Origin of the sequence: Mucilaginibacter sp. (assembly GCF_025359345.1) — a bacterium.
Taxonomy (GTDB): domain Bacteria; phylum Bacteroidota; class Bacteroidia; order Sphingobacteriales; family Sphingobacteriaceae; genus Mucilaginibacter.
The window spans coordinates 162582-188122 of record NZ_JANYGQ010000017.1 but is presented as its reverse complement, the minus strand read 5'-3'; the positions used below and the strand labels follow the sequence as shown (position 1 = coordinate 188122).

28 protein-coding genes are annotated in these 25541 nt (G+C 44.0%); 20 read left to right on the top strand and 8 right to left on the bottom strand.

Translation table 11 applies throughout. From position 1 onward, the window contains the following. Window position 1: 1 nt before the first annotated feature. The 4 genes from pulA to dusB form a co-directional block, all read right to left on the bottom strand. On the bottom strand, window positions 2-1954 hold the full coding sequence (gene pulA, locus Q0R52_RS09985) for a type I pullulanase (RefSeq protein WP_295794431.1): 1953 nt from the start codon (window positions 1952-1954) through the stop codon (window positions 2-4). Between the two features lie 173 nt (window positions 1955-2127). Beyond that, window positions 2128-2694 carry a Crp/Fnr family transcriptional regulator gene (locus Q0R52_RS09980; protein WP_252792142.1) on the bottom strand — a complete coding sequence of 189 codons (567 nt, stop codon included), beginning with the start codon at window positions 2692-2694 and terminating at the stop codon, window positions 2128-2130. A 301-nt stretch (window positions 2695-2995) separates the two neighbouring features. Further along, on the bottom strand, window positions 2996-3523 hold the full coding sequence (locus Q0R52_RS09975; protein ID WP_295794428.1) for a DinB family protein: 528 nt from the start codon (window positions 3521-3523) through the stop codon (window positions 2996-2998). Window positions 3524-3716: 193 nt separating this feature from the next. Next, the gene (gene dusB, locus Q0R52_RS09970; protein WP_295794426.1) at window positions 3717-4727 is read right to left on the bottom strand and encodes a tRNA dihydrouridine synthase DusB; all 1011 of its coding nucleotides are present in this window, start codon (window positions 4725-4727) and stop codon (window positions 3717-3719) included. A 37-nt stretch (window positions 4728-4764) separates the two neighbouring features. On the opposite strand from dusB, the gene Q0R52_RS09965 reads away from it, so the two are divergent. The 5 genes from Q0R52_RS09965 to Q0R52_RS09945 all read left to right on the top strand — a co-directional run bounded on the left by Q0R52_RS09965 (window position 4765) and on the right by Q0R52_RS09945 (window position 8190). Then, entirely contained in the window at window positions 4765-5721 is a 957-nt protein-coding gene (locus tag Q0R52_RS09965) for a type II CAAX endopeptidase family protein (protein ID WP_295794424.1), read from the top strand. Continuing rightward, complete coding sequence (locus Q0R52_RS09960; RefSeq protein ID WP_252792146.1) at window positions 5702-5914, top strand: DUF2007 domain-containing protein; 213 nt, start codon at window positions 5702-5704, stop codon at window positions 5912-5914. Before Q0R52_RS09965 ends, Q0R52_RS09960 begins: the two co-directional genes overlap by 20 nt. Then, window positions 5911-6747: a phosphatidate cytidylyltransferase gene (locus Q0R52_RS09955; protein ID WP_295794422.1), complete on the top strand. Its 837-nt coding sequence runs from the start codon at window positions 5911-5913 to the stop codon at window positions 6745-6747. Before Q0R52_RS09960 ends, Q0R52_RS09955 begins: the two co-directional genes overlap by 4 nt. Window positions 6748-6800: 53 nt before the next feature. Then, window positions 6801-7556, top strand: a complete 756-nt coding sequence (locus tag Q0R52_RS09950) for a phosphatidylserine decarboxylase family protein (RefSeq protein ID WP_252792205.1) — start codon at window positions 6801-6803, stop codon at window positions 7554-7556. Between the two features lie 136 nt (window positions 7557-7692). Beyond that, window positions 7693-8190 (top strand): hypothetical protein, encoded by a 498-nt coding sequence (locus Q0R52_RS09945; protein ID WP_295794420.1) that lies wholly within the window; start codon window positions 7693-7695, stop codon window positions 8188-8190. Window positions 8191-8216: 26 nt separating this feature from the next. Here the strand turns inward: Q0R52_RS09945 and Q0R52_RS09940 are convergent, their stop codons facing one another. The 4 genes from Q0R52_RS09940 to Q0R52_RS09925 form a co-directional block, all read right to left on the bottom strand. Next, entirely contained in the window at window positions 8217-8606 is a 390-nt protein-coding gene (locus tag Q0R52_RS09940) for a VOC family protein (RefSeq protein ID WP_295794419.1), read from the bottom strand. A 63-nt stretch (window positions 8607-8669) separates the two neighbouring features. Beyond that, window positions 8670-9476, bottom strand: coding sequence for a helix-turn-helix domain-containing protein (locus tag Q0R52_RS09935; protein WP_295794417.1), 807 nt, complete (start codon window positions 9474-9476; stop codon window positions 8670-8672). A gap of 117 nt (window positions 9477-9593) precedes the next feature. Further along, window positions 9594-11414 (bottom strand): serine hydrolase, encoded by a 1821-nt coding sequence (locus Q0R52_RS09930; protein WP_295794415.1) that lies wholly within the window; start codon window positions 11412-11414, stop codon window positions 9594-9596. Next, entirely contained in the window at window positions 11401-13032 is a 1632-nt protein-coding gene (locus Q0R52_RS09925; RefSeq protein WP_295794413.1) for an amidohydrolase, read from the bottom strand. The genes Q0R52_RS09930 and Q0R52_RS09925 overlap by 14 nt, the downstream gene beginning before the upstream one ends. A gap of 250 nt (window positions 13033-13282) precedes the next feature. On the opposite strand from Q0R52_RS09925, the gene Q0R52_RS09920 reads away from it, so the two are divergent. The 15 genes from Q0R52_RS09920 (at window position 13283) to trpC (ending at window position 25536) form a co-directional block, all read left to right on the top strand. Continuing rightward, window positions 13283-13486: a YtxH domain-containing protein gene (locus Q0R52_RS09920; RefSeq protein ID WP_252792152.1), complete on the top strand. Its 204-nt coding sequence runs from the start codon at window positions 13283-13285 to the stop codon at window positions 13484-13486. Between the two features lie 283 nt (window positions 13487-13769). Beyond that, window positions 13770-14747: a 6-phosphofructokinase gene (pfkA, locus tag Q0R52_RS09915; protein ID WP_252792153.1), complete on the top strand. Its 978-nt coding sequence runs from the start codon at window positions 13770-13772 to the stop codon at window positions 14745-14747. A 115-nt stretch (window positions 14748-14862) separates the two neighbouring features. After that, window positions 14863-15282, top strand: a complete 420-nt coding sequence (locus tag Q0R52_RS09910; protein WP_295794410.1) for a cobalamin B12-binding domain-containing protein — start codon at window positions 14863-14865, stop codon at window positions 15280-15282. Window positions 15283-15294: 12 nt separating this feature from the next. Continuing rightward, window positions 15295-16077, top strand: a complete 783-nt coding sequence (locus tag Q0R52_RS09905; RefSeq protein ID WP_295794407.1) for an enoyl-CoA hydratase-related protein — start codon at window positions 15295-15297, stop codon at window positions 16075-16077. Window positions 16078-16411: 334 nt separating this feature from the next. After that, entirely contained in the window at window positions 16412-17032 is a 621-nt protein-coding gene (locus Q0R52_RS09900; RefSeq protein WP_295794405.1) for a hypothetical protein, read from the top strand. A gap of 288 nt (window positions 17033-17320) precedes the next feature. Then, window positions 17321-18739, top strand: coding sequence for a sigma-54 dependent transcriptional regulator (locus Q0R52_RS09895; RefSeq protein ID WP_252792157.1), 1419 nt, complete (start codon window positions 17321-17323; stop codon window positions 18737-18739). A gap of 1 nt (window position 18740) precedes the next feature. Continuing rightward, complete coding sequence (locus Q0R52_RS09890) at window positions 18741-18968, top strand: hypothetical protein (RefSeq protein WP_295794403.1); 228 nt, start codon at window positions 18741-18743, stop codon at window positions 18966-18968. 298 nt (window positions 18969-19266) lie between these two features. Continuing rightward, complete coding sequence (locus tag Q0R52_RS09885) at window positions 19267-20310, top strand: AI-2E family transporter (RefSeq protein WP_295794402.1); 1044 nt, start codon at window positions 19267-19269, stop codon at window positions 20308-20310. Window positions 20311-20544: 234 nt separating this feature from the next. Further along, window positions 20545-20811 (top strand): YtxH domain-containing protein, encoded by a 267-nt coding sequence (locus Q0R52_RS09880; RefSeq protein WP_252792160.1) that lies wholly within the window; start codon window positions 20545-20547, stop codon window positions 20809-20811. A 95-nt stretch (window positions 20812-20906) separates the two neighbouring features. Continuing rightward, window positions 20907-21254 carry a phage holin family protein gene (locus Q0R52_RS09875; protein WP_295794401.1) on the top strand — a complete coding sequence of 116 codons (348 nt, stop codon included), beginning with the start codon at window positions 20907-20909 and terminating at the stop codon, window positions 21252-21254. 5 nt (window positions 21255-21259) lie between these two features. Further along, window positions 21260-21694 carry a hypothetical protein gene (locus Q0R52_RS09870; RefSeq protein ID WP_295794400.1) on the top strand — a complete coding sequence of 145 codons (435 nt, stop codon included), beginning with the start codon at window positions 21260-21262 and terminating at the stop codon, window positions 21692-21694. Window positions 21695-21779: 85 nt separating this feature from the next. After that, complete coding sequence (locus Q0R52_RS09865; RefSeq protein WP_295794399.1) at window positions 21780-22226, top strand: cytochrome B; 447 nt, start codon at window positions 21780-21782, stop codon at window positions 22224-22226. Between the two features lie 211 nt (window positions 22227-22437). Further along, window positions 22438-23847, top strand: coding sequence for an anthranilate synthase component I family protein (locus Q0R52_RS09860; protein WP_295794398.1), 1410 nt, complete (start codon window positions 22438-22440; stop codon window positions 23845-23847). Between the two features lie 152 nt (window positions 23848-23999). Further along, complete coding sequence (locus Q0R52_RS09855) at window positions 24000-24572, top strand: aminodeoxychorismate/anthranilate synthase component II (protein ID WP_295794397.1); 573 nt, start codon at window positions 24000-24002, stop codon at window positions 24570-24572. A 181-nt stretch (window positions 24573-24753) separates the two neighbouring features. Then, window positions 24754-25536 (top strand): indole-3-glycerol phosphate synthase TrpC, encoded by a 783-nt coding sequence (trpC, locus tag Q0R52_RS09850; protein ID WP_295794396.1) that lies wholly within the window; start codon window positions 24754-24756, stop codon window positions 25534-25536. Window positions 25537-25541 lie beyond the last annotated feature (5 nt).

Genomic DNA, 25541 nt, shown 5'->3' with positions numbered 1-25541 from the left:
GCTAGTTGCAATGCAAAACATATGCACTTGTAGCGGCTAATGCCAAATCCTTCCCGGCTATTTGTTTTACCCCTTTCTCATTTACAACATTTCCATCGGCTACTATCGTCCACTTGCCTGCGGGCAATTTTACAGTTTTGGCCGAGGCGTTTCCATTCAAAACCACCAGTATGTTTTTCCATTTATCGCCATTGGCATTGTTGCTGATTTGATAAGCTATCACCCCTGCATCGCCGGTATCAATAAACTTTAAGTTGACTTGTATCATTTTGGTTGTTGGCATCCTGAATGCCGGGTGATTTTTCCGCAATGCGATAAGCCCCTTATAATATTCAAAAACTGCCTTGTATTTGGCTTTGCGGCTCCAGTCTATTTGATTGATGGAATCGGGCGAGTTATAGGAATTGGCCACGCCTTGTTTAGTGCGTAGCATTTCGACGCCCGAATGAAGGAAGGATACACCTTGCGACGTTAATACTATCGCATTAGCAAGTTTGTCCATCTTAATCAGGTCCGCTTCCGAAGCGCCGGGGTTGGATATTTTCAGCCTGTCGAACAAGGTGTTATCATCATGGCATGATGCATAAGTTATCGTTTGAAAGGGCTGCGCCGCCCATGCTTCTTTGGAATAATTTACTTTGCTATAGTTCACCTGTTTATTTGGCGTTGATGCTATGATACCCGATTTTACGCTTTCCACCTTATCCAGCGCGCCGCTTACAAAGCCCTTGTCTTTCATACTGCTCCAGCCGCCTTTTATGCCATCGCGTATATCGTCGCTAAAAACCGCTATTTTATCTAATTTGGCAGTATTCTTCTTTACGGCCCGGTCAGCTTCGGGTAATGGCGTATTGCCTGCCGTCCAGCCTTCGCCATAAATAAAAATAGTGGGGTCAATTTTGTGCAGGGCGGCGCTTATTTGGTTCATAGTTTCGATATCGTGCACGCCCATTAAATCAAACCGGAACCCGTCCAGGTGATATTCTTTTGCCCAATACACTACCGATTCAATGATGAACTTGCGCACCATCGCCTTTTCTGACGCGACTTCGTTGCCACAACTTGTCCCGTTAGCATAAGTGCCGTCGGCATTTTTACGGTAAAAATAGCCGGGAGCAAACTGGTTAAAGTTTGAATTTTTGACATCGCTGGTGTGGTTATACACCACATCCAATATCACCCTTAACCCTTTTTTGTGTAGGGCCTGCACCATTTTTTTAAACTCCTTTATCCGCACGTTTCCATCATAAGGATTAGTGGAGTAACTGCCCTCCGGAACATTATAATTCAAAGGGTCGTAGCCCCAGTTATACTTGGCGTCGGGCTGGGTTTCATCAACCGAGTTATAATCAAACGAAGGCAGCAGGTGTACATGAGTAACACCAAGTTGTTTAATGTGATCCAGCCCGGTGGGTTCGCCATCGGGGCTTTTGGTGCCGCTTTCGGCAAGGCCTAAAAACTTACCCTTATGCTTGATGCCTGAATTGGGTTCGACAGATATATCGCGGATATGCAACTCATAAAGTATTATGTCGGTGAAGTTTTTTAATGCCGGCTTTTTATCTGTTTGCCAGCCGGCGGGGTTGGTTGCAGCCATATCGGCTACCATGCCGCGTGCCCCGTTTACACCCACCGCTTTTGCGTAGATATCCGGGCACTCCAGCGACCATTTGCCATCCTGCATCACCTGGAAAGTGTAATATTTATTCTTTATGTTTTTGCTGACTGATGCCCGCCAGGTGCCGTTAAGACCTTTTGCCATGCTGATGGTGTTGATAGCTTCACCCGCTGCCCCGGCATCATATAATCTCAATTTCACTTCGGAGGCTTTCGGCGCCCAAACTTTAAAAACCGTTTTTAATGGCGAATATTTAACACCGAGATCGTTCCCGGAATAGGCCGGGTAATCATCAGACAATACCCGTTTTTCAACAGGCTTAAAAGCTGTAAGCATGGTTAAACAAACAATAGTTATAATAAAGTGGCGATATTTCATAATTGGCAGGCAGCTATGGCCGGGTATAATTTGGTTTTAAAGATAGGATAAATTGCAATAATCATACGAAGCAACTACGCCTGACGAATGATTGCCACAAAATCGGTGCAATCATCCTTCAATCGGTGTAATCAGCGTATATTTTTCCGTATCCTGCTCAACGAGGTAGGCGTAACCCCAATAAAAGATGCAAGGTATTTCTGGGGGATTTTTTGAATATATGGCGGCTTGGTCAGCAAATCTAAATAGCGTTGCTCGGCACTGTCGCGTTGCAGTGCAGTAAAGCGGTCGATGAGGGTTAATATGGCATCTTCCCAAAATCGGCGTATCATTTCCTGTGTTTTGGGGTGGGTTTGATAAAGCCTGTCGAGCTCGGCTTTGGGCAGGTACAAAATCTCGCTATCCTCAATCGCCTGCAAAAAATACCCTGAAGGCTTTTCACTGATGAAGCTGTAAATATCAATAGCCGACGAATTTTTAAACGCAAACCAAACCGACACCTCTATATCATCAACTACATAATACAAGCGCAGGCAACCCTCCTGCACAAAAACAAGGTCTTTACAAACAGCGCCTTCGCTCAGCAAGAAATCGTTTTTGGCAATCTTGCGCGATTTAAACCTGCCGGCAATATCCTCCAGCTCAGCCTCATCCAGCTTTACATATTGCGAAATAAAATTCTTTAACCCGGCCGACATCTGTGTTTTGTATTGGGTTTTAAAGATAGGCTAATGCAGGTAAAAATGGAAATTATAAAAATCCTGACAACAAGATCAGATTTGACAACTTTCAAAAAGTTGTCAAATCGCAACGCCTTAAGCATTTAGGATGATAAAAGTGCTGACACTGTTTTGTCAGCACTTTTATCATTTTTTGTGATAGTTTTTAAGTATAAAACTGCCATAAAACCATCGTGAAGGCACTTTTTACTAAAATTTATCGACCCTTTGCTGTTCCACCCCGTTCCTTGTGTTTCACTGTGAACAGGAACACAATAGGCTACCTCCCATGTATATTATAAAAATTATAATCGGTCATCGGTGCATCGGTGAAACCCAGGTTGCGCCCGATAGTTATAATTTGACCGCGGTGATACGTACTGTGGTTCATAACTTGCATAATGTATTCAAAATTCCAAAAATCGCACTGGAACCAAGGGCTAACTACCAAAGTGGTTTCTTCAATTCCCTCGCCTGTCATTCCTTTAATATAATCCGCGAATATATCAGACTGCTCCACAAGGCCCTTAAAAGCATCTTCCAGCGTACCGGTAAATTCATCAAACCCATCGGGCTCGCTCCTTTTTATTACCGATAACCAATAGCGCTGGGTTTTCCAGATATGTACAATGGTTGCTTTGATCGAATTAAAACTGGAGGGTACTTCCTTTTCCAAAATGTCGGCCGGCTTGGTACGCAGCCAGTTTATTAGGGTTGCGTTTGCCCACAGGTTATAGTCGGCATAGTTTTTCATTAAATAAACAATTGGCGATACGCTTACTTCGATGGTTGATTCCTGTTGTTTCATGTTGTGGTTGTTTTGATTTGAAACAAAGGAAAGAAGCGGTAGTGACAACGGTATGTCAGCAGGAAAGTGTTAAATGAATTTATTTTAGGAGTGTTGTTAAGTCAACAGTCTTAAGTCAAATTTTGTCTTTTTCCGACTTAGGACTAAAGACTTTCGACTAAATACTAACCGTCAATTTGCGATTGACACGAGACTACGATTCCATCCCGGCGGCTTCCTCAGCATACCTTGGGTTTAAGCTCACTTCCTCTAAAATCTCCATTACTTCCTCCAGCGTTCCGGCGGTCACCAGGCGCATGCGGTACTCTTTAAAGTTCTCAATGCCTTTGAAGTAATTGCTGTAATGGCGGCGCATTTCAAATATCCCGGTTTTCGGGCCCTTCCATTCAATAGATTTTTGCAGGTGGGTGCTACAAGCATCAATACGTTCGGCAATAGTGGGTTTATCCAGATATTCGCCGGTTTTAAAGTAGTGCTTTATTTCACGGAAAATCCATGGGTAGCCAATTGCAGCGCGACCTATCATCATGCCGTCAACACCAAACTCCATGCGCCAGTTGGCAGCCTTTTGGGGCGAATCGATATCACCGTTTCCAAAAATTGGAATTTGTATCCTTGGGTTCTTTTTTATCTCGCTGATAAGGTGCCAATCTGCAACGCCTTTGTACATCTGGGCACGGGTACGGCCATGTATCGTGAGGGCTTTTATACCCACATCCTGCAGGCGTTCGGCTACTTCGTACACGTTTTTGGTGTTATCGTCCCAGCCCAAACGGGTTTTCACCGTTACGGGCAGGTGGGTTGCGTTAACCACAGCTTTGGTCATGGCTACCATCTTGTCGATATCCTGCAGCAGGCTTGCGCCGGCACCACGACAAGCCACCTGTTTTACCGGGCAGCCATAATTAATATCCATTAAATCGGGATTGGCAAGGGTAGCTATTTCGGTAGCCTCGCGCATATGGTCGATATCGCTGCCGAAAATCTGGATGCCTATCGGGCGCTCGTACTCGAAAATATCGAGTTTCTGGCGGCTTTTCGCAGCATCGCGTATCAGGCCTTCGCTCGAAATAAATTCGGTATACATCATATCGGCCCCGTTTTGCTTGCACACATAACGGAAAGGCGGATCGCTCACATCTTCCATTGGCGCCAGCAGCAGCGGGAACTCCCCTAAATCAATATTTCCTATTTGTACCGACATCAGTTATCTTCGTGCAAAAATACGTATTTTAACCCGGATGATAAATACTCCATATAAACAGTTAGAAAAGGGTGACAAACAGATGCACCCCGGACTGCAATTTTTAACGTTTATCGGCATTTTTGTACTTGTTTTTTTGGCTGGCAACCTGATAGGCAGCGGGATAGTAATTGGGTTATATGGTATGAAAACCCTTGCTTCCCTGGCCAGCCTTGACATGACGGTGCCGCATTTTATGGCCTCGATCTGGATAATACAAACCGCCGGAACAACGTTGCCAATTTTGCTATCTCCCCTGTTTTTTGCATGGGTAATTGTTCGCGACGTTCCAGATTATATTAAACCAACATTCCGTTTTCCGTGGACTTTGCTGCTGATTGTGTTGGCAGTTATGTTCCTGTCGATGCCATTAATTGAGTTTTTATCAAATCTTAACCAAAAAATGGTGCTGCCACCCTGGTTAAAGTGGATGAAAGAAAGTGAGGCGCAAACCGAAAAGCTGATGGAAGGCATGCTAAAGATGAACGGTCTTTGGGACATGATATCGAACGTTTTGTTCATTGGCTTGTTTACGGCCATTGCCGAGGAGTTTATGTTTCGCGGGGTGTTGCAAACTATATTTTATAAGTGGACGAAGAATATACATGTGGCTATCTGGATAACCGCGGTACTTTTCAGTGCATTCCATATGGAGTTTTTTGGCTTTTTGCCAAGACTGCTGCTGGGACTGTTCTTTGGTTATTTTGTGGCCTGGAGCGGCAGTATCTGGACGGGTGTTTGGGCACATTTTATTAACAACGCCACTATTGTGATTGTCACTTACCTGTTTCAGCAAAAAGTTTTTACCGGCGATGTAAACAATCAGCATGTATTTAACAACATTGCCTATGTGATAAGCCTTGCGGTTACGGCCACGCTGCTTATCATTTACAAAAAAGTCACCGACTCACGAAAACAACAACCGCTTTTGAGTAATGGAGAAGAACTGGATTAAAATTTATGCTTCTTCAAACTTTTACCAGTCGGAAATGGTAAAGCAGGCCCTTGCAGGGCAAAATATAGAAACCGTATTATTAAACAAACAGGACTCGAGCCACCGCTCGTTTGGCGATATTGAAGTTTACGTGCACCAGGACGATTTTAGCAACGCCATTGAAGTGATCATCCTGAATCAAATTACCCAATGAAAACACGCGCAATTACCGGAGTTTTATTTGTTATAGTTATGCTGGCCTCAGTAATGCTGGGCCCTTTAGTTTTTGCGGGTTTTTACCTGCTGATAAGCTGCTTTTGCTTGTTTGAGTTTTACGGGCTGATAAAACAAAACACCGCCGGCCCAAATGCCATTGTTGGGATTGTAACCGGCGCACTGTTATTTGCCGCATTTGCTGTGATTTGCTACTCAGGTGTGTTTTCCATGCCCGTTTTTGCGGGAATGAATATAGGGCATAAGCTACTCTTTTTACTACCAATCGCCTCGGCTGCCATATTTGTGTCCGAGCTTTTTAAAAAGTCAGAAGCACCGTTTACTAATATTGCTTACACCTATTTGGGGCTGATATTTACCATTGTGCCGTTTACATTTTTTCATGGGCTGGCTTACGCGACCGGTGGTTTTAACCTGTACATGCCGCTGGGCTTTTTAATAATGCTTTGGAGTAACGATACCGGGGCTTACCTTGTTGGACGGGCCATTGGGCGGACCAAGCTTTTTGAACGCCATTCGCCTAAAAAAACATGGGAAGGCTTTATCGGGGGAGCTTTCATAAGCGTAGCAGCTGCGCGCATATTCGGCCACTACCATACCGGGCTTGCCATGCAGCACTGGATTATTATGGCATTGATTATATCCATTGTAGGTACTACGGGCGATTTGGTGGAATCAATGCTTAAACGGAGCATTAATGTCAAGGACTCCGGCGGTATTTTGCCCGGTCACGGCGGCTTGTTAGACAGGTTCGACGGGTTGCTTTTAGCAGCCCCTATTGTATATACTTACCTATACTTCATTTCAAATTAGTAGTTTTGCAAAATTATCAGCATACAATAGCACTATAACAAACAACCCCAATGATGACTTTTCATAAAGAAGGATACACTTCCTTAGCCATTTGCATACTGTTTATATTTATACTGAATGCGTTTATACAATTTTACTTCCCCGAAGCTCATGTTGTAAAATGGATAGTTTATATCCTGTCGTTTTTCCTTTTTGTAATCATCGTACAGTTTTTCCGCAGCCCTAAAATCACCATCGAAGCGCACAACAAACACGTGCTATGCCCCGCTGATGGCAAAGTAGTGGTGATTGAAGAAACCGAGGAAACTGAGTTTTTGAAAGATAGACGCATACAGCTATCAGTTTTTATGTCGCCTATTAACGTGCATATTAACCGCAACCCTATAGCCGGCGTTATAAAATATTTCAGGTACCACAAAGGCAAATACCTGGTGGCCTGGCACCCAAAATCGTCTACCGAAAACGAGCGTACCACCATTGCGATTGAAAACGAGGACGGTGTAGTTATATTGTTCCGCCAGATTGCCGGTGCGCTTGCCCGCCGCATTGTGTGGTATGTAAAAGAAGGCGACGTGGTAAGTCAGGGCGAACAGTTTGGCTTTATCAAATTCGGCAGCCGGGTGGATGTGTTTTTACCTCTTGGTACCGAAATTAAAGTTGAGCTTGGCCAGGTAGTAAAAGGCGGCCGCACCATATTAGCCGAACTTGCCGACAAACCAGCCCCCGTAAAAACCAAAGCCCAGGCTGATGATGCTTTTGATATCGTAAAAGCAGCAAGGCCGGTGAAGAACACCATTAAGAAAAAGTGAGGTAGTCTCTATTCCCTTCCCTCTTTGCGCAGCAGAGGGGGTGAACTGCAAATTTTGTTTACTGGTATATTCGCAACAATTTTTTTAGCCTGCGTTTTATACTATAACATTTTCCCACTTGCCTTGTTCTTTAATTATGGCGAAATTTGCAGCGATGACGGATCTGAATGAATATGAGTGCGAAATGCTTGACGCGGTGCTGGAAGCCTTCGGCATTCCCGACAGCCTGACGCGCGGGCAACTGCTCGAGCTTTTCGATAACGACGAAGCCTCGGCCTTTGCCATGGTGCAGGCGCTGGCCCGCGAGGACCTTATAGCCGAATCGGGCAAACACGGCGACTATGAGTTACCCGAGAGGCTCATCCTGAAACCCAAAGGCGAAAAATTTTTAAAAGAAGGCGGCTTTTCCCGGCGCTACCATCTGGAGCAGCAAAAACCAATGGAAGTGGGCGGCACGCTTGCCAAACTTCAGCAGCAAAACATGCGCCTGCAAAACGAAAAACTGGCCAACCAGGCTGAAATAAGCGAACTTAAAAAAACCGTAAACGCCCGCCAAACCCGGCAGTATATTCTTTGGGCGCTTATAATTGTAGCACTAATTGCAGGCTATTTTTGGGGACATGCGCATAAGTAGCAATAAAAAGCAAGCGGCATTATACGTTATAGCAATGCCGCTACACTTGTTACCCACCACGTATTGCCAAAAGCATCGTTAACCCCTCCGCTACGGCCATAGTTTTGGTCGGCAGGGGGCATCAGGGTTGTGGCGCCATTATCAAGCGCTTTCTGAAAAACGGTATCGCAGTCATCCACATAAATAAACATGCCGGCATTTTGAACAGCAAACTGCTTCGTAGCGTCGGCAAGCATAATTACGCTGTTGCCAATTGCCATTTCGGCGTGCATAATTGTATGCTCGTCGCGCATGGTTTTAAACTTTTCGGTTGCGCCGAATACTTTTTGAGTAAAGGCCATAAATGCGGCTGCGTTTTCAATTACCAGGTAAGGCATTAGTTGAGGGTAGCCCTCGGGGATATTTACATTTTCCATGTTTGTCTTTTTTTATCAAAAGTAAAGGCCGCCTGCCGTTATAAATTGTAAAAACAAGACATCTTAAACATACAGGTATTCTGTCCCTTCGGCTTTGCCGGAAAAGTAAAAGCCGGGATGATAGCCGGTAAATGCTTTTACGTCATGTATAAAATGCGATTGGTCGTAATAGCCGCATTCGTATGCTATCTGGCTCAACGGCTTGTTGTTGCACTGTTGTTTTAGGGCGTTGCTCAATCGTAACAGGCGCATATACATCTTGGGGCTGAAGCCTGCATATTCCTTAAACTTCCTGTCGAACTGCCGCGTGGAAAGGTTAAATTTATAAGCCAGTTGCTCAACCGTATTTAGTTCCCCTGCGTGGATGACATGTTTTATGGAAGTTGCAATAGCGTTATCTTTAATGCGGGCATGTAATAAACGGTGTTCCAGGAAAGCCGCCAGCAATTCGGCCCGTTTATAATTATCGGGTGCTGTCATTATTTTTTCTTCAAGTTCGGTGCCGCCGTTACCTAAAAATGTATCCAGCGATAACATTTCATTACTGGTTCTTTCCGATGGTACGTTAAAGAAATAAGGAACAGCAAAAGGATAAATATAGGCGCCAAAAATGCCAAAACCCTGCTTTGTTTCGAACCGCCTGTACTGGCTCGACTGAAAATGAATGCCTGATTGCCAATTATGCGCCGGGCCATCAGCCACCAATTCGTCAAAAGCCGACTGGTAATGGAAAACTATCTCTACACAACCATCGGCCACCGAACGATAGATATACGAATCTTCATTGATTCCAAACTCATGCTCCAACACCCAAAAGTACCTTACATAAGGTTTCAGGGCTATAGTTGGTGGAATGGTGAAGTAATTCATTACCTAAAGTTAGGGATTTATTTCCTTGAACCACGATTCGCTTGATTAACGGATTAGGGGGAGGCGTGACAAATCAAGAAATCCCTTAATCAAGCAAATCATGGTTCAAACATTCTCCTACATCCCCTTCTGAATAGCTTCATAAATTACATCCTGTATCCTGGGGCGGATATTCAGGCTTGACAACTTACTGCTAACATTAGGGTGTACCCGGTTTGATAAAAATATATACACCAGGTTATATTTCGGGTCGACCCAAACACAGGTGCCGGTAAAACCGGTGTGGCCGTAGGCCTCGGTTGATGCCAGTTTTGAGGGGTAATGGTGGTCGACCATTGGGTCCCAGCGGTCGAAACCTAGTCCCCTGCGGCTTACATTTGATTGCTTTGCGGTAAACTTATCTACGGTAGCAGGTTTGATGTATTCAACGCCACCATAAGTGCCTCGGTTAAGCATCATCTGGTATAATATGGCAAGGTCGTTAGCACTGGCAAATAAGCCGGCGTGGCCTGCAACACCGCCCATTAACGCAGCAGTTGGGTCATGTACAAAACCATCAAGCAGCGCATGCCTGTCTTTTTTGTCGTCTTCGGTAGGTATAATCTGGTCGACGGGAAAACGATAAAGCGGCAGAAAGCCGGCGGTCTGCATTCCTAATGGGTCGTAAAATTGTTTTTGAACATACACATTAAGCGGCGTTGCGGTAACAGTTTCTTCAACCTGCTGCATAAAGCACATGCTTAAATCGCTGTATACATACTGTCCCCTGGTTTTTACGGGCGAGTTTAGCATTTCGGGCCACATCACATCTTTAAAATAATCCTTCCGCAAAAAATAGTTCTCATTTACTTTGGTTGGATAAAACGTTGATGAATCAGGTGTATGGTCCGTTGGTTTTACCTTATCAAAAGTTGGTATATCGGGTATCAGCCCGGCCTGGTGTTCCAGCACTTCGCGAACCGTTAAATCATTCTTGTTGGTTTTGCGCGCCTGGGGCAGGTAGTAGCCGAGCGTGGAGTCGACGTTTAATTTCCCCTGGTCAGTAAGCTGCATGGCCTCCATTGTAGTTGCCGATATTTTGGTCATGGATGCAACGTCAAAAATATCGGTTAGTTTATCAGGCATGGTTTTGCTATAGGTATGATAGCCATAAGCCTTATTGAATATCACTTTCCCATCGCGCGCTACCAGCACCACGCAGCCAGGCGTAGCCTGTTCCTGCATGGCTTCTATAGCTATGTTATCAATCCCGGTAAGACTTGACGTGCTCATGCCTGCGTCTTCGGGTACGGTATATTGCAGGCGTATTTTATTAGTGACAAAACCCATGCCCGTATTATAAACCGGGGACACATACCGGGTAAGTTTTTGTGTTACAGCTACACCGCCAAAAATGGCCTGGGCGCTGTAAAACGCGGATACCGGGGTTACGCGTTGGCACCATATGACCGGCACCGCCGTGTTTGTCAGCTTAGCCAGCCCCACATTGGTGCCGAATAGTGCTACGATTACATTTTTTACTTTTTGATTGGTATTGATGAAATTAAGCAGTAGCGAATTATTTAAATCAGCATCATTTACCTGTACAACAAGTGTGTTATAAAATTTAAGGTCGGATGATAAGTCATCCAGGTTTTTAATGCCGGTATAGTCGTTGCCGCTATATGAAGTAACCCTGGTATACTTGTTTAGCAAACTATCGAAATTTTTTGCATACACATTCGAAAAATGGATGCTGGCGACTTTCAATTGCTCCAGGTTTTGCAGGGGGATTAAATACGATGCGTTGTTTAACAGCACTGTAGATTTCTCAACCAGTTTTTCTTCATTAACATATGCCTGGCCGGTAAATGGAGGATTTTGTGCACAAGCCGAATTGAATAATATGAATCCTGTTAAAACTATAATGGGGGATAAGCGCCACCTATTTCTTAGCATAAACCTGCTCTCCGTTTATAAATGTTTTTAATACTTTTATTTTGGGCAATGCTGAGCCGTTGGCTTTCATAATATCATCGTCGAGTATCACAAAATCGGCAAACTTGCCGGGTTCAATGCTGCCTTTTTCCTTTTCTTCAAAATTTGCTTTAGCTGCCCAAATGGTCATACCCTGCAATGCTTCTTTACGGCTGATGGCATTTTCCATCTGGAATCCACCTTCGGGGAGTCCTTTTAAATCCTTACGCTCCACTGCTGCATAAAACGTGTACATTGGGTTAATGTTTTCGACCGGGAAGTCAGTACCAAGGGGCATCCAGCCATTTTGGTCCAACAGTTGCTTGTAGGCATAGCCGCTTTTGAGGCGTTGCTTGCCAAGCCGGGTGCCGGCCCAATTCATATCAGATGTTGCATGAGTTGGTTGAACAGATGGGATTACGCTGTATTCACCAAAAAGCTTAACGTCTTCGGGCGCCACTATCTGCGAGTGTTCGATGCGCCAGCGCTTATCATTTTTACCTTTTAAAACACTTGCATATACTTTTAATATCACCCGGTTTGCCGAGTCGCCAATAGCATGGGTACACATCTGGAAACCATGGGCTGCTATTTTTTGTGCTACTTCTTCATAATGCTTTTGCTGGCTCAATAAAAATCCGCTCCAGTTTTTCTGGTCGGCGTATGGCTTAAGCAGGCATGCACCACGCGAGCCAAGCGCACCATCGGCGTAAACTTTAAACGCCCGCACATTTAGCGACGGGGTTTTGTAAGCTCCGCGTTTAAACAGGTAATCGTAGTTGTCGGCATTATCACTCAGCATTACATACATGCGCATTTTCAAGGTGCCTTTGTGTTGCAGCTGGGCAATGGTATTTACCATAGTATAAGGGAGGCCACAATCGTCAACAGTTGTTAAACCAACTGCAAAGCAGTTTTGCTGTGCTTCCATAAAAGCTTTTTGTGTAACTTGCTCGGTTGGGGGCGGTATTTTACGGGTAATTATTCCTTCGGCATTATCAATCATCAGGCCCGTAAGCTTGCCGTTTATGGTTTCAATTTTACCGCCTATTATAGTTTGACCGGGTTTAACGCCGGCTAAATTTAAAGCAGCCTGGTTAACCATCACAGCGTGCCCGTCTATCCGGCTCAATATTACCGGGCGGGCCGGAAACAATGAGTCGAGCTTAGCTTTATTGGGGAATTCTTTTACTTTCCATTTGTTTTGATCCCAGCCGCGGCCAACTATCCAGCCTTCGGGGTTTTTGGCAGCGAATGACTGCACCGAATCAACTACTTCCTGCCAGCTTTTTGTATCATCAAGTGCAGCTTCCTGCAAGCCAAGGCCATATTCGTAAAAATGCGCATGTGCGTCAATGAAACCTGGGTAGACAGCCTTGCCGCCTGCATCAACCACCTCGTGGGCATTATATTTTTCCTGCAAGCTATCGGCCCTGCCAACAGCTACTATTTTGCCTGCCGTTACAACAAAGGCGTCGGCAGTGCTAAATTTGTCATCTACTGTGTAAACAACTGCATTTTTAACAAGCAAATCGGCATTGTAGTCTTTTTGTTTACATGCCACCAACAGCAGTAGCAAAACGGGCAAAAATCTCTTCATAGGGAGTATCTACATTAAAAAAGTGGTAATCTACATTACTATATACAAAACTGAAGAGATAAAGTTAGGTGGATAAATAATTAATTTAATGCCGGATTTCACGTCGACGACATTTTAGCTCTGTGTTTTAGCGCAGTTCCGCGATCTGCCCAAGTGGATTTTGCCTTTCCGGAGCTATGGTTTAACTGTTAAATATCCGGCTTCAAAAAACATTATCCACTAAACACCGTTTTAGTAAAAACATAAAATTATGAGCATATTTAAATTTATTATAGTTGGCGCTGCCGTAGGATACGGTATTAACTACATCACCAAAAAAAATGCGGACGGCCGCTCGATTATAGAGGACCTTGCAGATAATGCGCCTGATTGGTTTGAAAAAGCAAAACATTTGGCCCAGGACGCACTTGGCAAAGTTAGTCAGACAGCCGAAGAGGTTAGGGCTAACTTTTAAGGTTATCTAAACGTTATTAAAAAGCTGGTCGGCCAAAATGCCGGCCAGCTTTTTTTTAAAACTGATCTGAGGAACTCACAGATTAACACCCGCATACCGCCTGGTTCAACTGGCTCGAATAATACGCACCTATTCTCTGTTCATTTTTCAAAAACCCTCCCCTTACCCGAAAAAATAGTGTAAATTCGCGGCGACTTTAAAAATGTACCGGTTAACGCCGTTTTTACGTTATTAAAGCATTGTTTCAGGTACTTTTTACAGAGCGGACAGCGCCACTCACACAATGACGCAAATTAAAAATATAGGGCTTTTTACTTCCGGCGGCGATTCACCGGGCATGAACGCTGCCATAAGGGCGGTTGTTCGTTCATCTATTTATTATGGTTTGGCGGTAACGGGCATTCGCCGGGGTTACGATGGCATGATAAAGGGTGATTTATTCCCGATGGACCGTAAATCGGTTTCGAATATTATACAGCGTGGCGGCACTATATTAAAAACCGCCCGCAGCGACCAGTTTCGCACCCCGGAAGGCCGCAAAACCGCTTACGAAAATTTAAAAAAGCATAACGTCGACGCCCTTGTTGCTATTGGCGGCGATGGTACCTTCCGTGGTGCACGCGTTTTTGGTGAAGAGTACGACATCCCGGTTGTAGGATTACCCGGCACAATTGATAATGACCTTTGCGGCACCGATTTTACCATTGGCTATGATACTGCTATTAATACTGTAATTGACGCGGTTGATAAAATACGTGACACAGCAGAATCGCACGACAGGCTGTTTATTGTAGAGGTAATGGGCCGCGACTCGGGCCTGATTGCCCTGCGCACCGGTATAGCTGCCGGCGCCGAAACAATTTTGATACCCGAAACCAAAACCGATATACAGGCGGTTTTCGACAAGCTTGAGAGCGGCCGTAAAGACAAATCGTCAAAAATAATTATGCTTGCCGAAAATGGCGAAGCAGGCGATGCTTTTGAAGTAGGTCGCCAGATAAAAGAAAAATTCCCTAATTACGATACCCGCGTATCGGTACTTGGCCACATACAGCGCGGGGGAAGGCCATCGTGTATGGATCGTGTACTTGCAAGTCGTGTAGGTGTTGCCGCTGTTGAGGCGCTGATGGCTGGCCATCGCAACGAAATGGTTGGTTTAATACACAACGATATTGTTTACACGCCCTTTGAACATGCCACCAAACATATTGGCGAAATTAATCCCGACTTTTTAAAGATTGTGGAGATATTGGCTATATAAGGCAAAGGAACGTTTTCGCCTAATAGCTTTTTTATAGCGTTATTTTCTCAAAGTACCACAAGGCATTTCCCTTACCCTTGCGAAACGAAATTAGTTTTTTAGCTTTGACTAATTTATGAGCAAAACCTTTAATCGTCCTATTCGTGTGCTGGTTGCCAAAGTCGGGCTCGACGGGCACGACCGTGGTGCACGCATTATTGCTACTTCACTTCGCGACGCAGGTATGGAGGTAATTTATACCGGTCTGCGCCAAACACCCGAAATGGTAGTGAATACCGCTCTTCAGGAAGATGTTGACGCTATCGGCATTTCCATACTATCCGGGGCACACATGACGGTTTTTCCAAAAATTATCAACCTCATCAAACAAAAAAACATGGATGATGTGCTGGTTACCGGCGGCGGCATTATACCGCAGGAGGATATGGACGAGCTGAAAAAAATTGGCGTTGGCGAGCTTTTTCCACCCGGGACCACTACCCTGGAAATTGTAAAATACATAACCGAATGGGTGCACCAGCACCGTAATTTTTAATATCCCCGCACCATGGCGTTCGAAAATCTGCTGATCGAAAATAAGGGCCGCATTCAATATATCATTATCAACCGCGAAAGCAAGCTGAATGCGCTTAATAAAGCTACCATTGCTGAATTGCATACCGCTTTTACGAATGCTTTCAAAAGCCCGGAAATAGGCGGCATAATAATAACCGGCGCAGGCCAAAAGGCTTTTGTCGCAGGAGCTGATATTGCCGAATTTGCCAGCCTGGACGTTAAAGTCGGCACCGAGCTCGCGCTGCTTGGCCATACCACCGTGTTTGATTTTATTGAAAATGGTAACAAGCCTGTGATTGCCGCTATAAACGGTTTCGCACTTGGCGGCGGCCTTGAACTTGCCATGGCCTGCCATATCCGCATAGCATCTGACAATGCAAAAATGGGTCTCCCCGAAGTTTCATTAGGACTAATACCGGGCTATGGCGGCACGCAACGTTTAACCCAATTAGTTGGCAAAGGCAAGGCCCTGGAAATGATAATGACGGCCGACATGATAACCGCCCCGGAGGCACTGAACCTTGGTTTGGTTAATCACGTCGTCAGCCAGGAAGAGTTGTTAACAAAGGCGGATGAGTTACTAAATAAAATCCTGACACGCGCCCCACTTGCTATCGCGGCAGCCATAACCTCAGTAAATGCCGGCGCCCGTGATGGCGTTAATGGTTTTGAAACCGAAATACAGGAATTTGGTAAATGCTTCGGGACCGATGATTTTAAAGAAGGCGTCGCAGCATTTTTAGGAAAACGGAAGGCAGAGTTTAAGGGAAAGTAAAAAGCCATCTCCTACAAGCCTGGTCTCGTTAATCGTAATTGTCAATTGCGCGATCAATAAACAGCTATATTCACTTTTTCCCCTTTTTTCGCGCATAAATCGTATCCCAAGGCTTCAAATATTACCGTGCCTAGCGTGCTAAATCTGACATCAACAGGGCAATTTAACCGCTATTTTACTTTCCCCTGACTATTGTACCAAAGTGGTCAAAAATTAATTTACTGTTAATCAAACGATTGAATAATCGTGACAATTGGATGAAAAATCGTGTTAAATTGTGCTGTTACTTTGCCCCGTGTTAATTAAAACACAACAATAAATAATACATATAGTCATGAAAAGTACATTAAAAATTTCAGCCTTGGTTTTAGCTTTTGCCGGTTTAGCATTGGGCGCAAAAGCACAAACTGCAACTACCACAACTTCTACCACAAAAACTACAAACTCATCAAACGGGGTAATTTTAAGCATAGGTGTTGACGCGGGTATCCCGACAGGTAAATTATCTGATTCATACAACTGGAACATTGGCGGTTCGGTACAGGCCGATATCCCTGTTGCGCAAAACCTGTTTGTAACTGTTAACGCAGGCTACAACAGTATCCAGGGGAAAAAAGATCTGCGCTTTGTTACTCCTGGTGGCGTTATAACAAGTGATGCTACAAACATCCAATTGCTGCCTGTTAAAGCCGGTTTAAAATACTTTTTAGTACCTAACTTTTACGTACAGGGCGAAGCTGGTGCTGCGTTTGCTTTAAACAAAAGTGATGTTGGTTTCGATAAATCGGCTGCATTTATTTATGCGCCGCAAATTGGTTACCAGTTTCAGTTGGGTGGTAAAAACGTTATCGATGCAGGTGTAAGGTACGAAGGTTCAACCAAATTTGTAAGCAGTGTTAGCGATAGCAAAGTAAACTTTGTTGGCTTGCGCGTTGCTTACGGCTTCGGGCTGTAATCGAAGAAGAATAGAACCAAGAGTCAAGAATCAAGAGCCAGGATAAAAAAAGCATAGTTTGCCAATAAATGAAGCTTATCTTGGTTATTGGCTCTTGACTCTTGATTTTCAACTCTTTTCCCCACTCATCTACCTATAAAATTAAAAGAGGCCCCGGCCTCTTTTTTTAGTTTATATAACTTTTTAGTGAGGATAAACGTATGATGGAATTAAATTTATAAATTAGCGAACCAGCGTGTTTAATCAACGCTTAAAAAAGCCGCTTTTATAGTAAACTGTTATTGCATTATGAAGAAAATTCTCATCATTGATGATGAAGTAAACGTTGCGTTATTACTGTCAAAATTTTTAGCGCGCAATGGCTTTGATGTTACTACGGCCTCAACCGGTACAATTGGTATGGAGTACCTTAAAAACGGGAACTTTAACCTTGTACTTTGTGACTTCAGGCTGGAGGATACCGATGGCCGCGAAATGCTTAAAAACATTAAAACGCAATACCCTAAAACCGGGGTTATTATTATTACAGGTTACTCGGACATCAAGATGGCTGTGGAGCTGATAAAAATGGGGGCTTACGATTACATCACAAAGCCGCTATATCCAGATGAAATTTTAAATACCATAACCAAAGCTATAGACACACATCATGCTTTGGTTGAAGATAAAGAATCAGAAACCGCAGGTTACGATAAGCCAAGCACCTCAAGCCGCGAAAATAAAAAGCAGGCATTTAATAACGAATTTGTAACAGGCACCAGCAAAGTATCAAAAGAACTGGCCCGCCAGATTGAATTGGTTGCCCCGACCAATTACAGTGTTATTATTTTGGGCGAAAGCGGTACGGGCAAAGAGTCGGTTGCTAAAAGCATACACCTCAGCAGCCCGCGCTATAATCAACCCTTTATAGCAATGGATTGCGGTTCGCTTACCAAAGAACTTGCAGCAAGCGAATTTTTTGGCCACGAAAAAGGCTCGTTTACCGGCGCTTTGTATACCAAAATAGGCCACTTTGAAATGGCCAATGGCGGAACTTTGTTTTTAGACGAGGTAGGCAACCTGAGTTACGAAATACAGGCCGCATTACTTCGTACCGTACAGGAACGCAAAGTAAAACGCATAGGCAGCACCAAAGAAATTAATTTGGATGTCCGTATTATAATAGCCACCAACGAGAATTTGCAGGATGGTATACAAAAAGGCAAGTTCCGCGAAGATTTATACCATAGGTTTAACGAGTTCAGCATTTTTATACCGCCACTGCGTGAGCGCGGCGGCGATATTATGCTGCTGGCCGATCATTTTTTAAGGATGGCCAACCAGGAGCTCAGCCGCAATGTTACTACATTTTCGCCCGAAGTTATCGAATGCTTCATGAACTACCGCTGGCAGGGTAACATCCGCGAGATGAAAAATGTTGTACGCCGCGCCACCCTGTTAACAGAGGGTAACGAAATAACCATGAAAACCCTGCCGCTGGAGATATCAAACTTTAAGGCGCCCATCTATGATTATTCGCCTGTGGCAGAGATGCACGAGATAAAGGAGAACAGGCACGATTTAAAAAATGCCGCCCTTGAGGCCGAGTACGAAACGATATTAAAAGTGTTAAGGGAAGTTAATTTTAATAAAACTAGGGCCGCCGAGATATTAAACATCGACCGCAAAACTTTGTATAATAAAATGAAGGCCATTAATATTAAGTGACATGAAAGCAGCTGCCAAAGTTCAAAACAAACAATCCGCAGTATCAGCAAATAACGAACCACTGCGGGCGCTTAAGCATGATGTAAAAAATCAGCTTTCGAATATTTTACTGGCCATTGAGCAGCTGCGCTACGAAATCCCCGACCTTACCCCCGATTGTATTTTTTACCTTGATTCGATATCATTAAGCTCGGCTAAAATTGATACGTTGTTAAGAGAGGCGGAGTAGTCAGGAAGTCGGAAAAGTCCGAAAGACGCTGCACTGATTTTACAACCCCTGGCTGCGCCGACGTTACTCAAACCTGATTTTGAAGATTTTTACAGAGCCATCGGCTCGGCCCATATTGTAGCGCCGGGTTTCAACCCGGTTGCGTAGAAAACACGCTGCCAGTATATTGTTCATTTAATCTTTCGCTCTTCGCCAACTTTTCGGATTGTTCCGACTTTCGAACTCCTATCCAATTAAATTCTTCCTTCCCCAAAACATTTTACAGCCATTACGTTATATAGGTGTAATTTAGGCCTTAATGTCAGTTTTTAACTATAAACAGCGCAATAATATCATACTTACAGCCATCATTATATTGGGCTGCTTTTTATTATATGCGCTAACCAGTCTTTTTAGCTCGGTATTAGGAGCAATCGTATTTTTCACCATATTCAGGCCTATATACCTCCACCTGGTTGAAGTAAAAGGCTGGAACAAATCGCTGGTAGCTTTACTTATAATTTTCACCTCGCTGATTGTTATCATCATCCCGATGATGAGCCTGAGTATTATGGTAGTAGGCAAAATCGGCAGTATAAATAAGGAATCATTCAACCTGCAGGAGTGGGTCGATAAAATTGACGATTATGCCGGTTACAACTTTAACCAGCCGCACATTGCCGAAAATACGCTACAGAAATTAGGTGCTTATGCGACGGAGTTGTTCCCGTCTATTTTAGGCAGCGCAGCAAATATTTTGTTGGTATTGCTGGTGATGTATTTCCTGATGTATTTTATGTTTACCCAGATACATGAGTTTGAAGCAGCCTTATTAAAATACGCTCCCTTCCGCGAGCAGCATGCTATAAAATTTGCCATTGCTTTGCGCAATGCCACTTACTCAAATGTGTTGGGCCAGGGTTTAATAGCATTAGTGCAGGGCTCCTTATTAAGCATGGGCTTTTATGCCTTCGGCTTGCCTGACGCTATTTTTTGGGGTGTAATTGGTGTATTTATATCTTTTTTGCCAGTGGTAGGCGCACCGACTTTAACCATCCCTTTTGGTATTATATTGATCGCCGGTGGCCACACCTTAAAAGGTGTGTCGTTAATGGCATTTGGGTTGTTGTTTATCGGTAACGTCGACAATGTTTTAAGGGTGATTATAAACCGCCGGGTGGGCAACACGCACCCCATAATATCAATTATAGGTGTTTTTATAGGTATACCATTGTTTGGAATCCTTGGCTTGGTATTTGGGCCGCTGCTATTGTCGTATTTTTTGTTATTATTGGAAATATACGAAACCAACCGCCTTGCCGCCGACAGGCTGGAGCGGATAAGGACCGGACCGGATGGATGAGAAAGTTGAGGAGTTCATGGTTGATGGTTCATAGTTCATGGCCGGAAATGTTCATGGATGATAGTTCAAGGGCCAAAAAAATAGCTTAAATTTGCTTTAGCTACCGCTGAAATAACATACGCAACAAGCAAACTGCTACGAACTATGAACCATCAACCATGAACTAAGCAGTAACAAAAAGGAATATATTTAATCAAAATCAAAACAATTAGTCAACTTAAAAATTAATAGTATATGAACGATAACACAAAAGTAGTAGTCGCTTTGCTGGTAGGGCTGGCGGCTGGGGCAGCTTTAGGTGTATTATTTGCTCCGGATAAAGGGACTGAAACACGTGATAAGCTTGCCGATTCATTAAAAAACCTTGGCGACTCGATAAAAGAAACAGCATCGGCCGAAATTGAAAACCTGATGAGTTTAAAAGATAAAGTTGTTGGCAACATCAAATCAAAAATAAGCAGCGCCGAAGAAGAGTACCAGGACGATTTGGAACACGCATAAATAAGTCATTAGTCGTAAGTTTAAAGTCTAAAGTCTTAATTTTTTTGACCTAAGACTTTAGACTTGGGACTTAGGACTAAAGACTATAATGCCTTATGGAACCCGAAAAAGAGACCCCTCCACAACCAATTATCGAACAGCTTTTAGATTACGCCGAAACACGTATTAAGCTGGCAAAATACCAGGCCATTGAAGGCGGAACTTCAATTGCAGCCAGCCTTATTGCCGATGTGGTAGTTGTAATGTCGATGGTACTGGCGTTTGTTTTTGCCAGTTTTACCCTTGCTTTTTATTTAGCGTATCTGTTTGGCGCCGACTGGATTGGATTTGGGTGCGTGGCCATTATATACTTAATAATAGCCCTGGCTATTAAGTATAATAAACGCGCTATCGAAAAGCCGATTGTAAATGCATTTATCCAAAAGATATTTAAAAACCAATAAGCCAAATGGATTCACCTATCAGAAACATTAGCGATTTAAGGGGCGAAATTTATCGGCTTAAAGAAGTACAGCAGCAACAAAGCGTGGCTATTGGTCAGCGGTTTAGAAACTTTTCGGCTACCATATCTACATTGGGCACGCTATTCCCCCGTTCTATTACCCCCGAAGGCAAAAGCACCAGCTTTTTCGACCAGGATCTGGTTGGGCTGATCTCGCGATTCGTATTGCCCTTTGCACTTAATAAAACCATTTTTCGCAATTCGGGGTTCCTGGTAAAAACACTCGTTGGCCTGGTTTCTCAAAAGGCATCTCATTTTATATCTGAAGATGTTGTTTTGGGCCTTTGGGATAAGGTGAAGGTGCTTTTTGAAAAAAAACAAAAAAAAAGCACCGACATATCTGACGAGAAAGGCATACCGCCGATGAGTGAGAGTTATTAGGTTATTCGTGTTTAATTTCCTGAGTTAAGATCCAATACGCCGCACTTAATACTAAAAACGTATATTCGAATAAATTTTTATTCCCATGGATACTTACGTTATTATTAAACAGTTGCACTCCGGTTTTAGGTACATTGTGTTTTTGCTGGTGCTGGTCGCTATCATTCAGTCGCTGCTGGGGTGGCTCGGTCAAAAGCCATATACCGAAACAAACCGCAAAATCAATTTATTCGCGCTGATATCGGCCCACACCCAATTGCTTATCGGTATTGTGCTACTTTATTTTAGCCCTTTGGTGCATTTTGATAGCACCACGATGAAGGATAACGTAACCCGTTATTTTTCGGTTGAACACTGGGTGGGGATGGTAATAGCCATTGTTTTAATCACTATCGGGCACAGCAAATCAAAAAAGATTATCCTGCCCGAGAGCAAGCACCGTACTATTGCAATATTCTATATCATAGCGTTTTTAGTAATTGTGGGCACCATTATGGCCGGGCATTTGCCTGTTTTAGGTTCACAATCATAAAAAAATGCAGAAAAAATTTGTCAATTCAATTTTCTTTATAAATTTGTGACCGTAATGTTCAAAATCAATCATATAAATAGCTGGTGGCACCAATTAAATTTGGCAGCCGGTAAAGTTTTTGATCTGAACGATTAATCAATTGTAAACCTAATAGGAAACCCGGCGAACCTCATTCGCTGGGTTTTTTGTTTTAAGGACATTTTTAAACTGTATGAAGAAATATAAAATAATAACAACGCATAAAAAGCTACTGGCCGATACCACTACCCCGGTAAGCATTTACCTGCGCCTGCGCGATGTGTTCCCCAACTCGTTGCTGTTGGAAAGCTCGGACTACCACAGCCGCGAAAACAGCGTGAGCTATGTTTGCTGCGAACCGATAAGCGGCTTTGTTTTAAACGAGGGTGCGCTTAAAGTAAGCTACCCTGATAAAAGCGAAGACAATTACGCGCCCGGCGATTTCGACCTGATCAGTAAAATAAACGATTTTATTGGCAGCTTCGATACAGTTCCCTATCCGGGCAAAATTATTTCGAACGGGATATTCGGGTATTTTACGCACGAAGCCGTTGAGCATTTTGAAACCATCAAACTGAAGGAAAGTGCCGATACCAGCCGCAAGATCCCGGTGATGCAATACCATATTTACCGGTATATTATCGCCATCGATCACTTTAAAAACGAATTGTACATTTTCCATAACCAGCCCGAAGGCGAAGCGGATAACAATGGCCTCGAAAAACTGGCCGACCTTATCCGCAATAAAAACTTCCCGGAGTACCGTTTTGAAAGCAAGGACGCTGAGCAATCAAATTTGACCGGAGAAGAATTTATGGCTGTGGTGGAGAAAATGAAACAGCACATTTACCGGGGCGATGTGTTCCAGATCGTGCCGTCGCGCGGTTTTTCTAAGAAGTTTTTAGGCGATGAATTTAATGTGTACAGGGCATTGCGGTCGATTAACCCATCGCCGTATTTATTTTATTTTGACTATGGTGACTTCAGGATATTCGGTTCATCGCCCGAGGCGCAGATAACCGTTAAAAATGAGGTAGCCAGCATATTCCCGATTGCCGGAACATTTAAACGCAGCGGTGATGACGAAAAGGATGCCGAAATAGCCCGCCAGCTGGAGAACGACCCTAAAGAATCGGCCGAGCATGTGATGCTGGTTGATTTGGCCCGTAACGATTTGAGCCGCCATTGCGGCGATGTTACCGTGAAAGCATTTAAGGAAGTACAATATTATTCGCACTTGATACATTTGGTGTCTCACGTAAGCGGCAAGCTGCTTCCCGGTGTATCGTCGTTCAAAGTGGTGGCAGATACTTACCCGGCCGGCACCCTGAGCGGGGCACCAAAATACCGGGCTATGGAAATCATCGATGAAAACGAAAAAACAAAACGCAGCTTTTACAGCGGCGCCATCGGTTTCCTTGGCTTTAACGGCGACTTTAACCATGCCATTATGATACGCTCGTTTTTAAGCAAAAACAGCACCCTGCATTACCAGGCCGGTGCCGGCATTGTGGCCGGCTCAATTGCCGAAAGCGAGTTAAAGGAGGTTGATAACAAGATAGCTGCATTAAGGAAGGCGATTGAGTTGGCAGAGGAACTTTAAAAAAGTTGGCAGTTGCCAGTAAGCAGTTGGCAGTAAAACAAGCAGACAGCCCCATCGGGGCCAAATATTGGTAGAAAAACAAAGGGAAGAATAAACGTGCCGTAGGTACGAAACACAACGGGATAGGTGGGAGAGCTTCAAAAAATAAGATAATGGATAACAAAATATTAATAATCGACAATTACGATTCATTCACTTACAACCTGGTGCATTTGGTTAACGAAATTGGTCTGCAATGCGAGGTATGGCGCAATGATAAATTTAATATCGGCGATGTAGATGCATACGACCGTATCATCCTTTCGCCGGGACCGGGCATACCCAGTGAAGCTGGCTTATTGCTGGAGGTAATTGAGAAATATGCCGCAACAAAAAGTATTTTCGGCGTATGCCTTGGGCAGCAGGCAATTGCCGAAGTATTTGGCGGCAAGCTGTATAACCTGCCCCAGCCGATGCATGGCATAGCGACGCCGATAAAGGTAACCGACAAGCAGGAGCGCTTATTTACAGGCCTGCCCGAAACTTTTAAAGTTGGCAGGTATCACTCCTGGGTGGTTGATGGCAACACGTTACCTGATTGCTTAGCTGTAACGGCGATTGATGAGGCGGATAACTCATTAATGGCATTAACCCACAAAGAATATGATGTACGTGGCGTGCAGTTTCACCCGGAATCGATATTGACAGAGTTTGGGAAAGAAATGATGCAGAACTGGTTGAGGTAAGGCCCCCCAACCTCCGCTGAATAGCGGAGGAGCAAAAAGGGTTGGTGGATAGACCGGCAACGTAATAGAGGTAGGGGCGTATTGCATACGCCCTCGCTGACGAACTGGCACGTTACTGTTTTTAGCATAATAATTAACAAATTTGCAAATCAAAAAAGCCCCTTTAGGGGTTTGGGGCCTTATGAACATTTTAGATAAAATAGTACTAAACAAAAAGAAAGAAGTTGCGCGGGCCAAAGCCCGAACTTCGTATATCCAGCTGGAAGAATCAGACCTTTTCCACCGGGAATGCTATTCATTTAAAGATTTTCTGCTCGACCCGGCGTGCACCGGCATCATCGCCGAGTTTAAGCGCCGGTCGCCGTCAAAGGGAATAATTAACGATAAGGTATCGGTTAAAAATGTAACCAACGGCTATGCCGCTGCTGGTGCATCTGCACTGTCGGTTTTAACCGACCGCAATTTTTTTATGGGCAAAAAAGCCGACCTGGTTGCTGCCCGTGCGGCCAATACTATCCCGATTTTACGGAAAGATTTTATGATAGATGAATATCAAATCATCGAAGCAAAATCATTAGGGGCCGATATAATTTTGCTGATTGCGGCAATACTTACCCCCGCCGAAATAGAAACCTTAGCATCGCTGGCAAAAAGTCTTGGTTTAAATGTGTTGTTGGAGGTGCATAATTTGGAGGAGCTCGAAAGAAGCATTAACCCAAACCTCGATGCAATTGGCGTAAATAACCGAAACCTTGCCGACTTTACAGTATCGGTACAAACCTCATACGATTTAGCGCCCCATATCCCTGCGGAATTTTTAAAAGTATCCGAAAGCGCTATCAGCAACCCTCAAACCATTAAGGAATTGAAGCTGGCAGGCTTTAATGGCTTTTTAATCGGCGAGAATTTTATGAAACAGGAAGACCCCGGCGCTGCCATGGCGGAGTTTGTGAAGGAGCTTTAGATAAT

Excerpts from the sequence above, each read along its gene's own strand:
- Q0R52_RS09920 (WP_252792152.1), top strand. The coding sequence starts at position 13,283 with ATGAGCATATTTAAATTTATTATAGTTGGCGCTGCCGTAGGATACGGT.
- Q0R52_RS09965 (WP_295794424.1), top strand. The coding sequence starts at position 4,765 with ATGATAAATACTCCATATAAACAGTTAGAAAAGGGTGACAAACAGATG.
- Q0R52_RS09860 (WP_295794398.1), top strand. The coding sequence starts at position 22,438 with ATGAAGAAATATAAAATAATAACAACGCATAAAAAGCTACTGGCCGAT.
- Q0R52_RS09865 (WP_295794399.1), top strand. The coding sequence starts at position 21,780 with ATGGATACTTACGTTATTATTAAACAGTTGCACTCCGGTTTTAGGTAC.
- Q0R52_RS09935 (WP_295794417.1), bottom strand. The coding sequence starts at position 9,476 with ATGAATTACTTCACCATTCCACCAACTATAGCCCTGAAACCTTATGTA.
- Q0R52_RS09930 (WP_295794415.1), bottom strand. The coding sequence starts at position 11,414 with ATGCTAAGAAATAGGTGGCGCTTATCCCCCATTATAGTTTTAACAGGA.
- pulA (WP_295794431.1), bottom strand. The coding sequence starts at position 1,954 with ATGCTTACAGCTTTTAAGCCTGTTGAAAAACGGGTATTGTCTGATGAT.
- Q0R52_RS09925 (WP_295794413.1), bottom strand. The coding sequence starts at position 13,032 with ATGAAGAGATTTTTGCCCGTTTTGCTACTGCTGTTGGTGGCATGTAAA.
- Q0R52_RS09905 (WP_295794407.1), top strand. The coding sequence starts at position 15,295 with ATGGCGTTCGAAAATCTGCTGATCGAAAATAAGGGCCGCATTCAATAT.
- pfkA (WP_252792153.1), top strand. The coding sequence starts at position 13,770 with ATGACGCAAATTAAAAATATAGGGCTTTTTACTTCCGGCGGCGATTCA.
- Q0R52_RS09855 (WP_295794397.1), top strand. The coding sequence starts at position 24,000 with ATGGATAACAAAATATTAATAATCGACAATTACGATTCATTCACTTAC.
- Q0R52_RS09880 (WP_252792160.1), top strand. The coding sequence starts at position 20,545 with ATGAACGATAACACAAAAGTAGTAGTCGCTTTGCTGGTAGGGCTGGCG.
- Q0R52_RS09875 (WP_295794401.1), top strand. The coding sequence starts at position 20,907 with ATGGAACCCGAAAAAGAGACCCCTCCACAACCAATTATCGAACAGCTT.
- Q0R52_RS09960 (WP_252792146.1), top strand. The coding sequence starts at position 5,702 with ATGGAGAAGAACTGGATTAAAATTTATGCTTCTTCAAACTTTTACCAG.
- Q0R52_RS09980 (WP_252792142.1), bottom strand. The coding sequence starts at position 2,694 with ATGTCGGCCGGGTTAAAGAATTTTATTTCGCAATATGTAAAGCTGGAT.
- Q0R52_RS09945 (WP_295794420.1), top strand. The coding sequence starts at position 7,693 with ATGGCGAAATTTGCAGCGATGACGGATCTGAATGAATATGAGTGCGAA.
- Q0R52_RS09890 (WP_295794403.1), top strand. The coding sequence starts at position 18,741 with ATGAAAGCAGCTGCCAAAGTTCAAAACAAACAATCCGCAGTATCAGCA.
- Q0R52_RS09910 (WP_295794410.1), top strand. The coding sequence starts at position 14,863 with ATGAGCAAAACCTTTAATCGTCCTATTCGTGTGCTGGTTGCCAAAGTC.
- trpC (WP_295794396.1), top strand. The coding sequence starts at position 24,754 with ATGAACATTTTAGATAAAATAGTACTAAACAAAAAGAAAGAAGTTGCG.
- Q0R52_RS09870 (WP_295794400.1), top strand. The coding sequence starts at position 21,260 with ATGGATTCACCTATCAGAAACATTAGCGATTTAAGGGGCGAAATTTAT.
- Q0R52_RS09955 (WP_295794422.1), top strand. The coding sequence starts at position 5,911 with ATGAAAACACGCGCAATTACCGGAGTTTTATTTGTTATAGTTATGCTG.
- dusB (WP_295794426.1), bottom strand. The coding sequence starts at position 4,727 with ATGTCGGTACAAATAGGAAATATTGATTTAGGGGAGTTCCCGCTGCTG.
- Q0R52_RS09885 (WP_295794402.1), top strand. The coding sequence starts at position 19,267 with ATGTCAGTTTTTAACTATAAACAGCGCAATAATATCATACTTACAGCC.
- Q0R52_RS09950 (WP_252792205.1), top strand. The coding sequence starts at position 6,801 with ATGACTTTTCATAAAGAAGGATACACTTCCTTAGCCATTTGCATACTG.
- Q0R52_RS09940 (WP_295794419.1), bottom strand. The coding sequence starts at position 8,606 with ATGGAAAATGTAAATATCCCCGAGGGCTACCCTCAACTAATGCCTTAC.
- Q0R52_RS09975 (WP_295794428.1), bottom strand. The coding sequence starts at position 3,523 with ATGAAACAACAGGAATCAACCATCGAAGTAAGCGTATCGCCAATTGTT.
- Q0R52_RS09895 (WP_252792157.1), top strand. The coding sequence starts at position 17,321 with ATGAAGAAAATTCTCATCATTGATGATGAAGTAAACGTTGCGTTATTA.
- Q0R52_RS09900 (WP_295794405.1), top strand. The coding sequence starts at position 16,412 with ATGAAAAGTACATTAAAAATTTCAGCCTTGGTTTTAGCTTTTGCCGGT.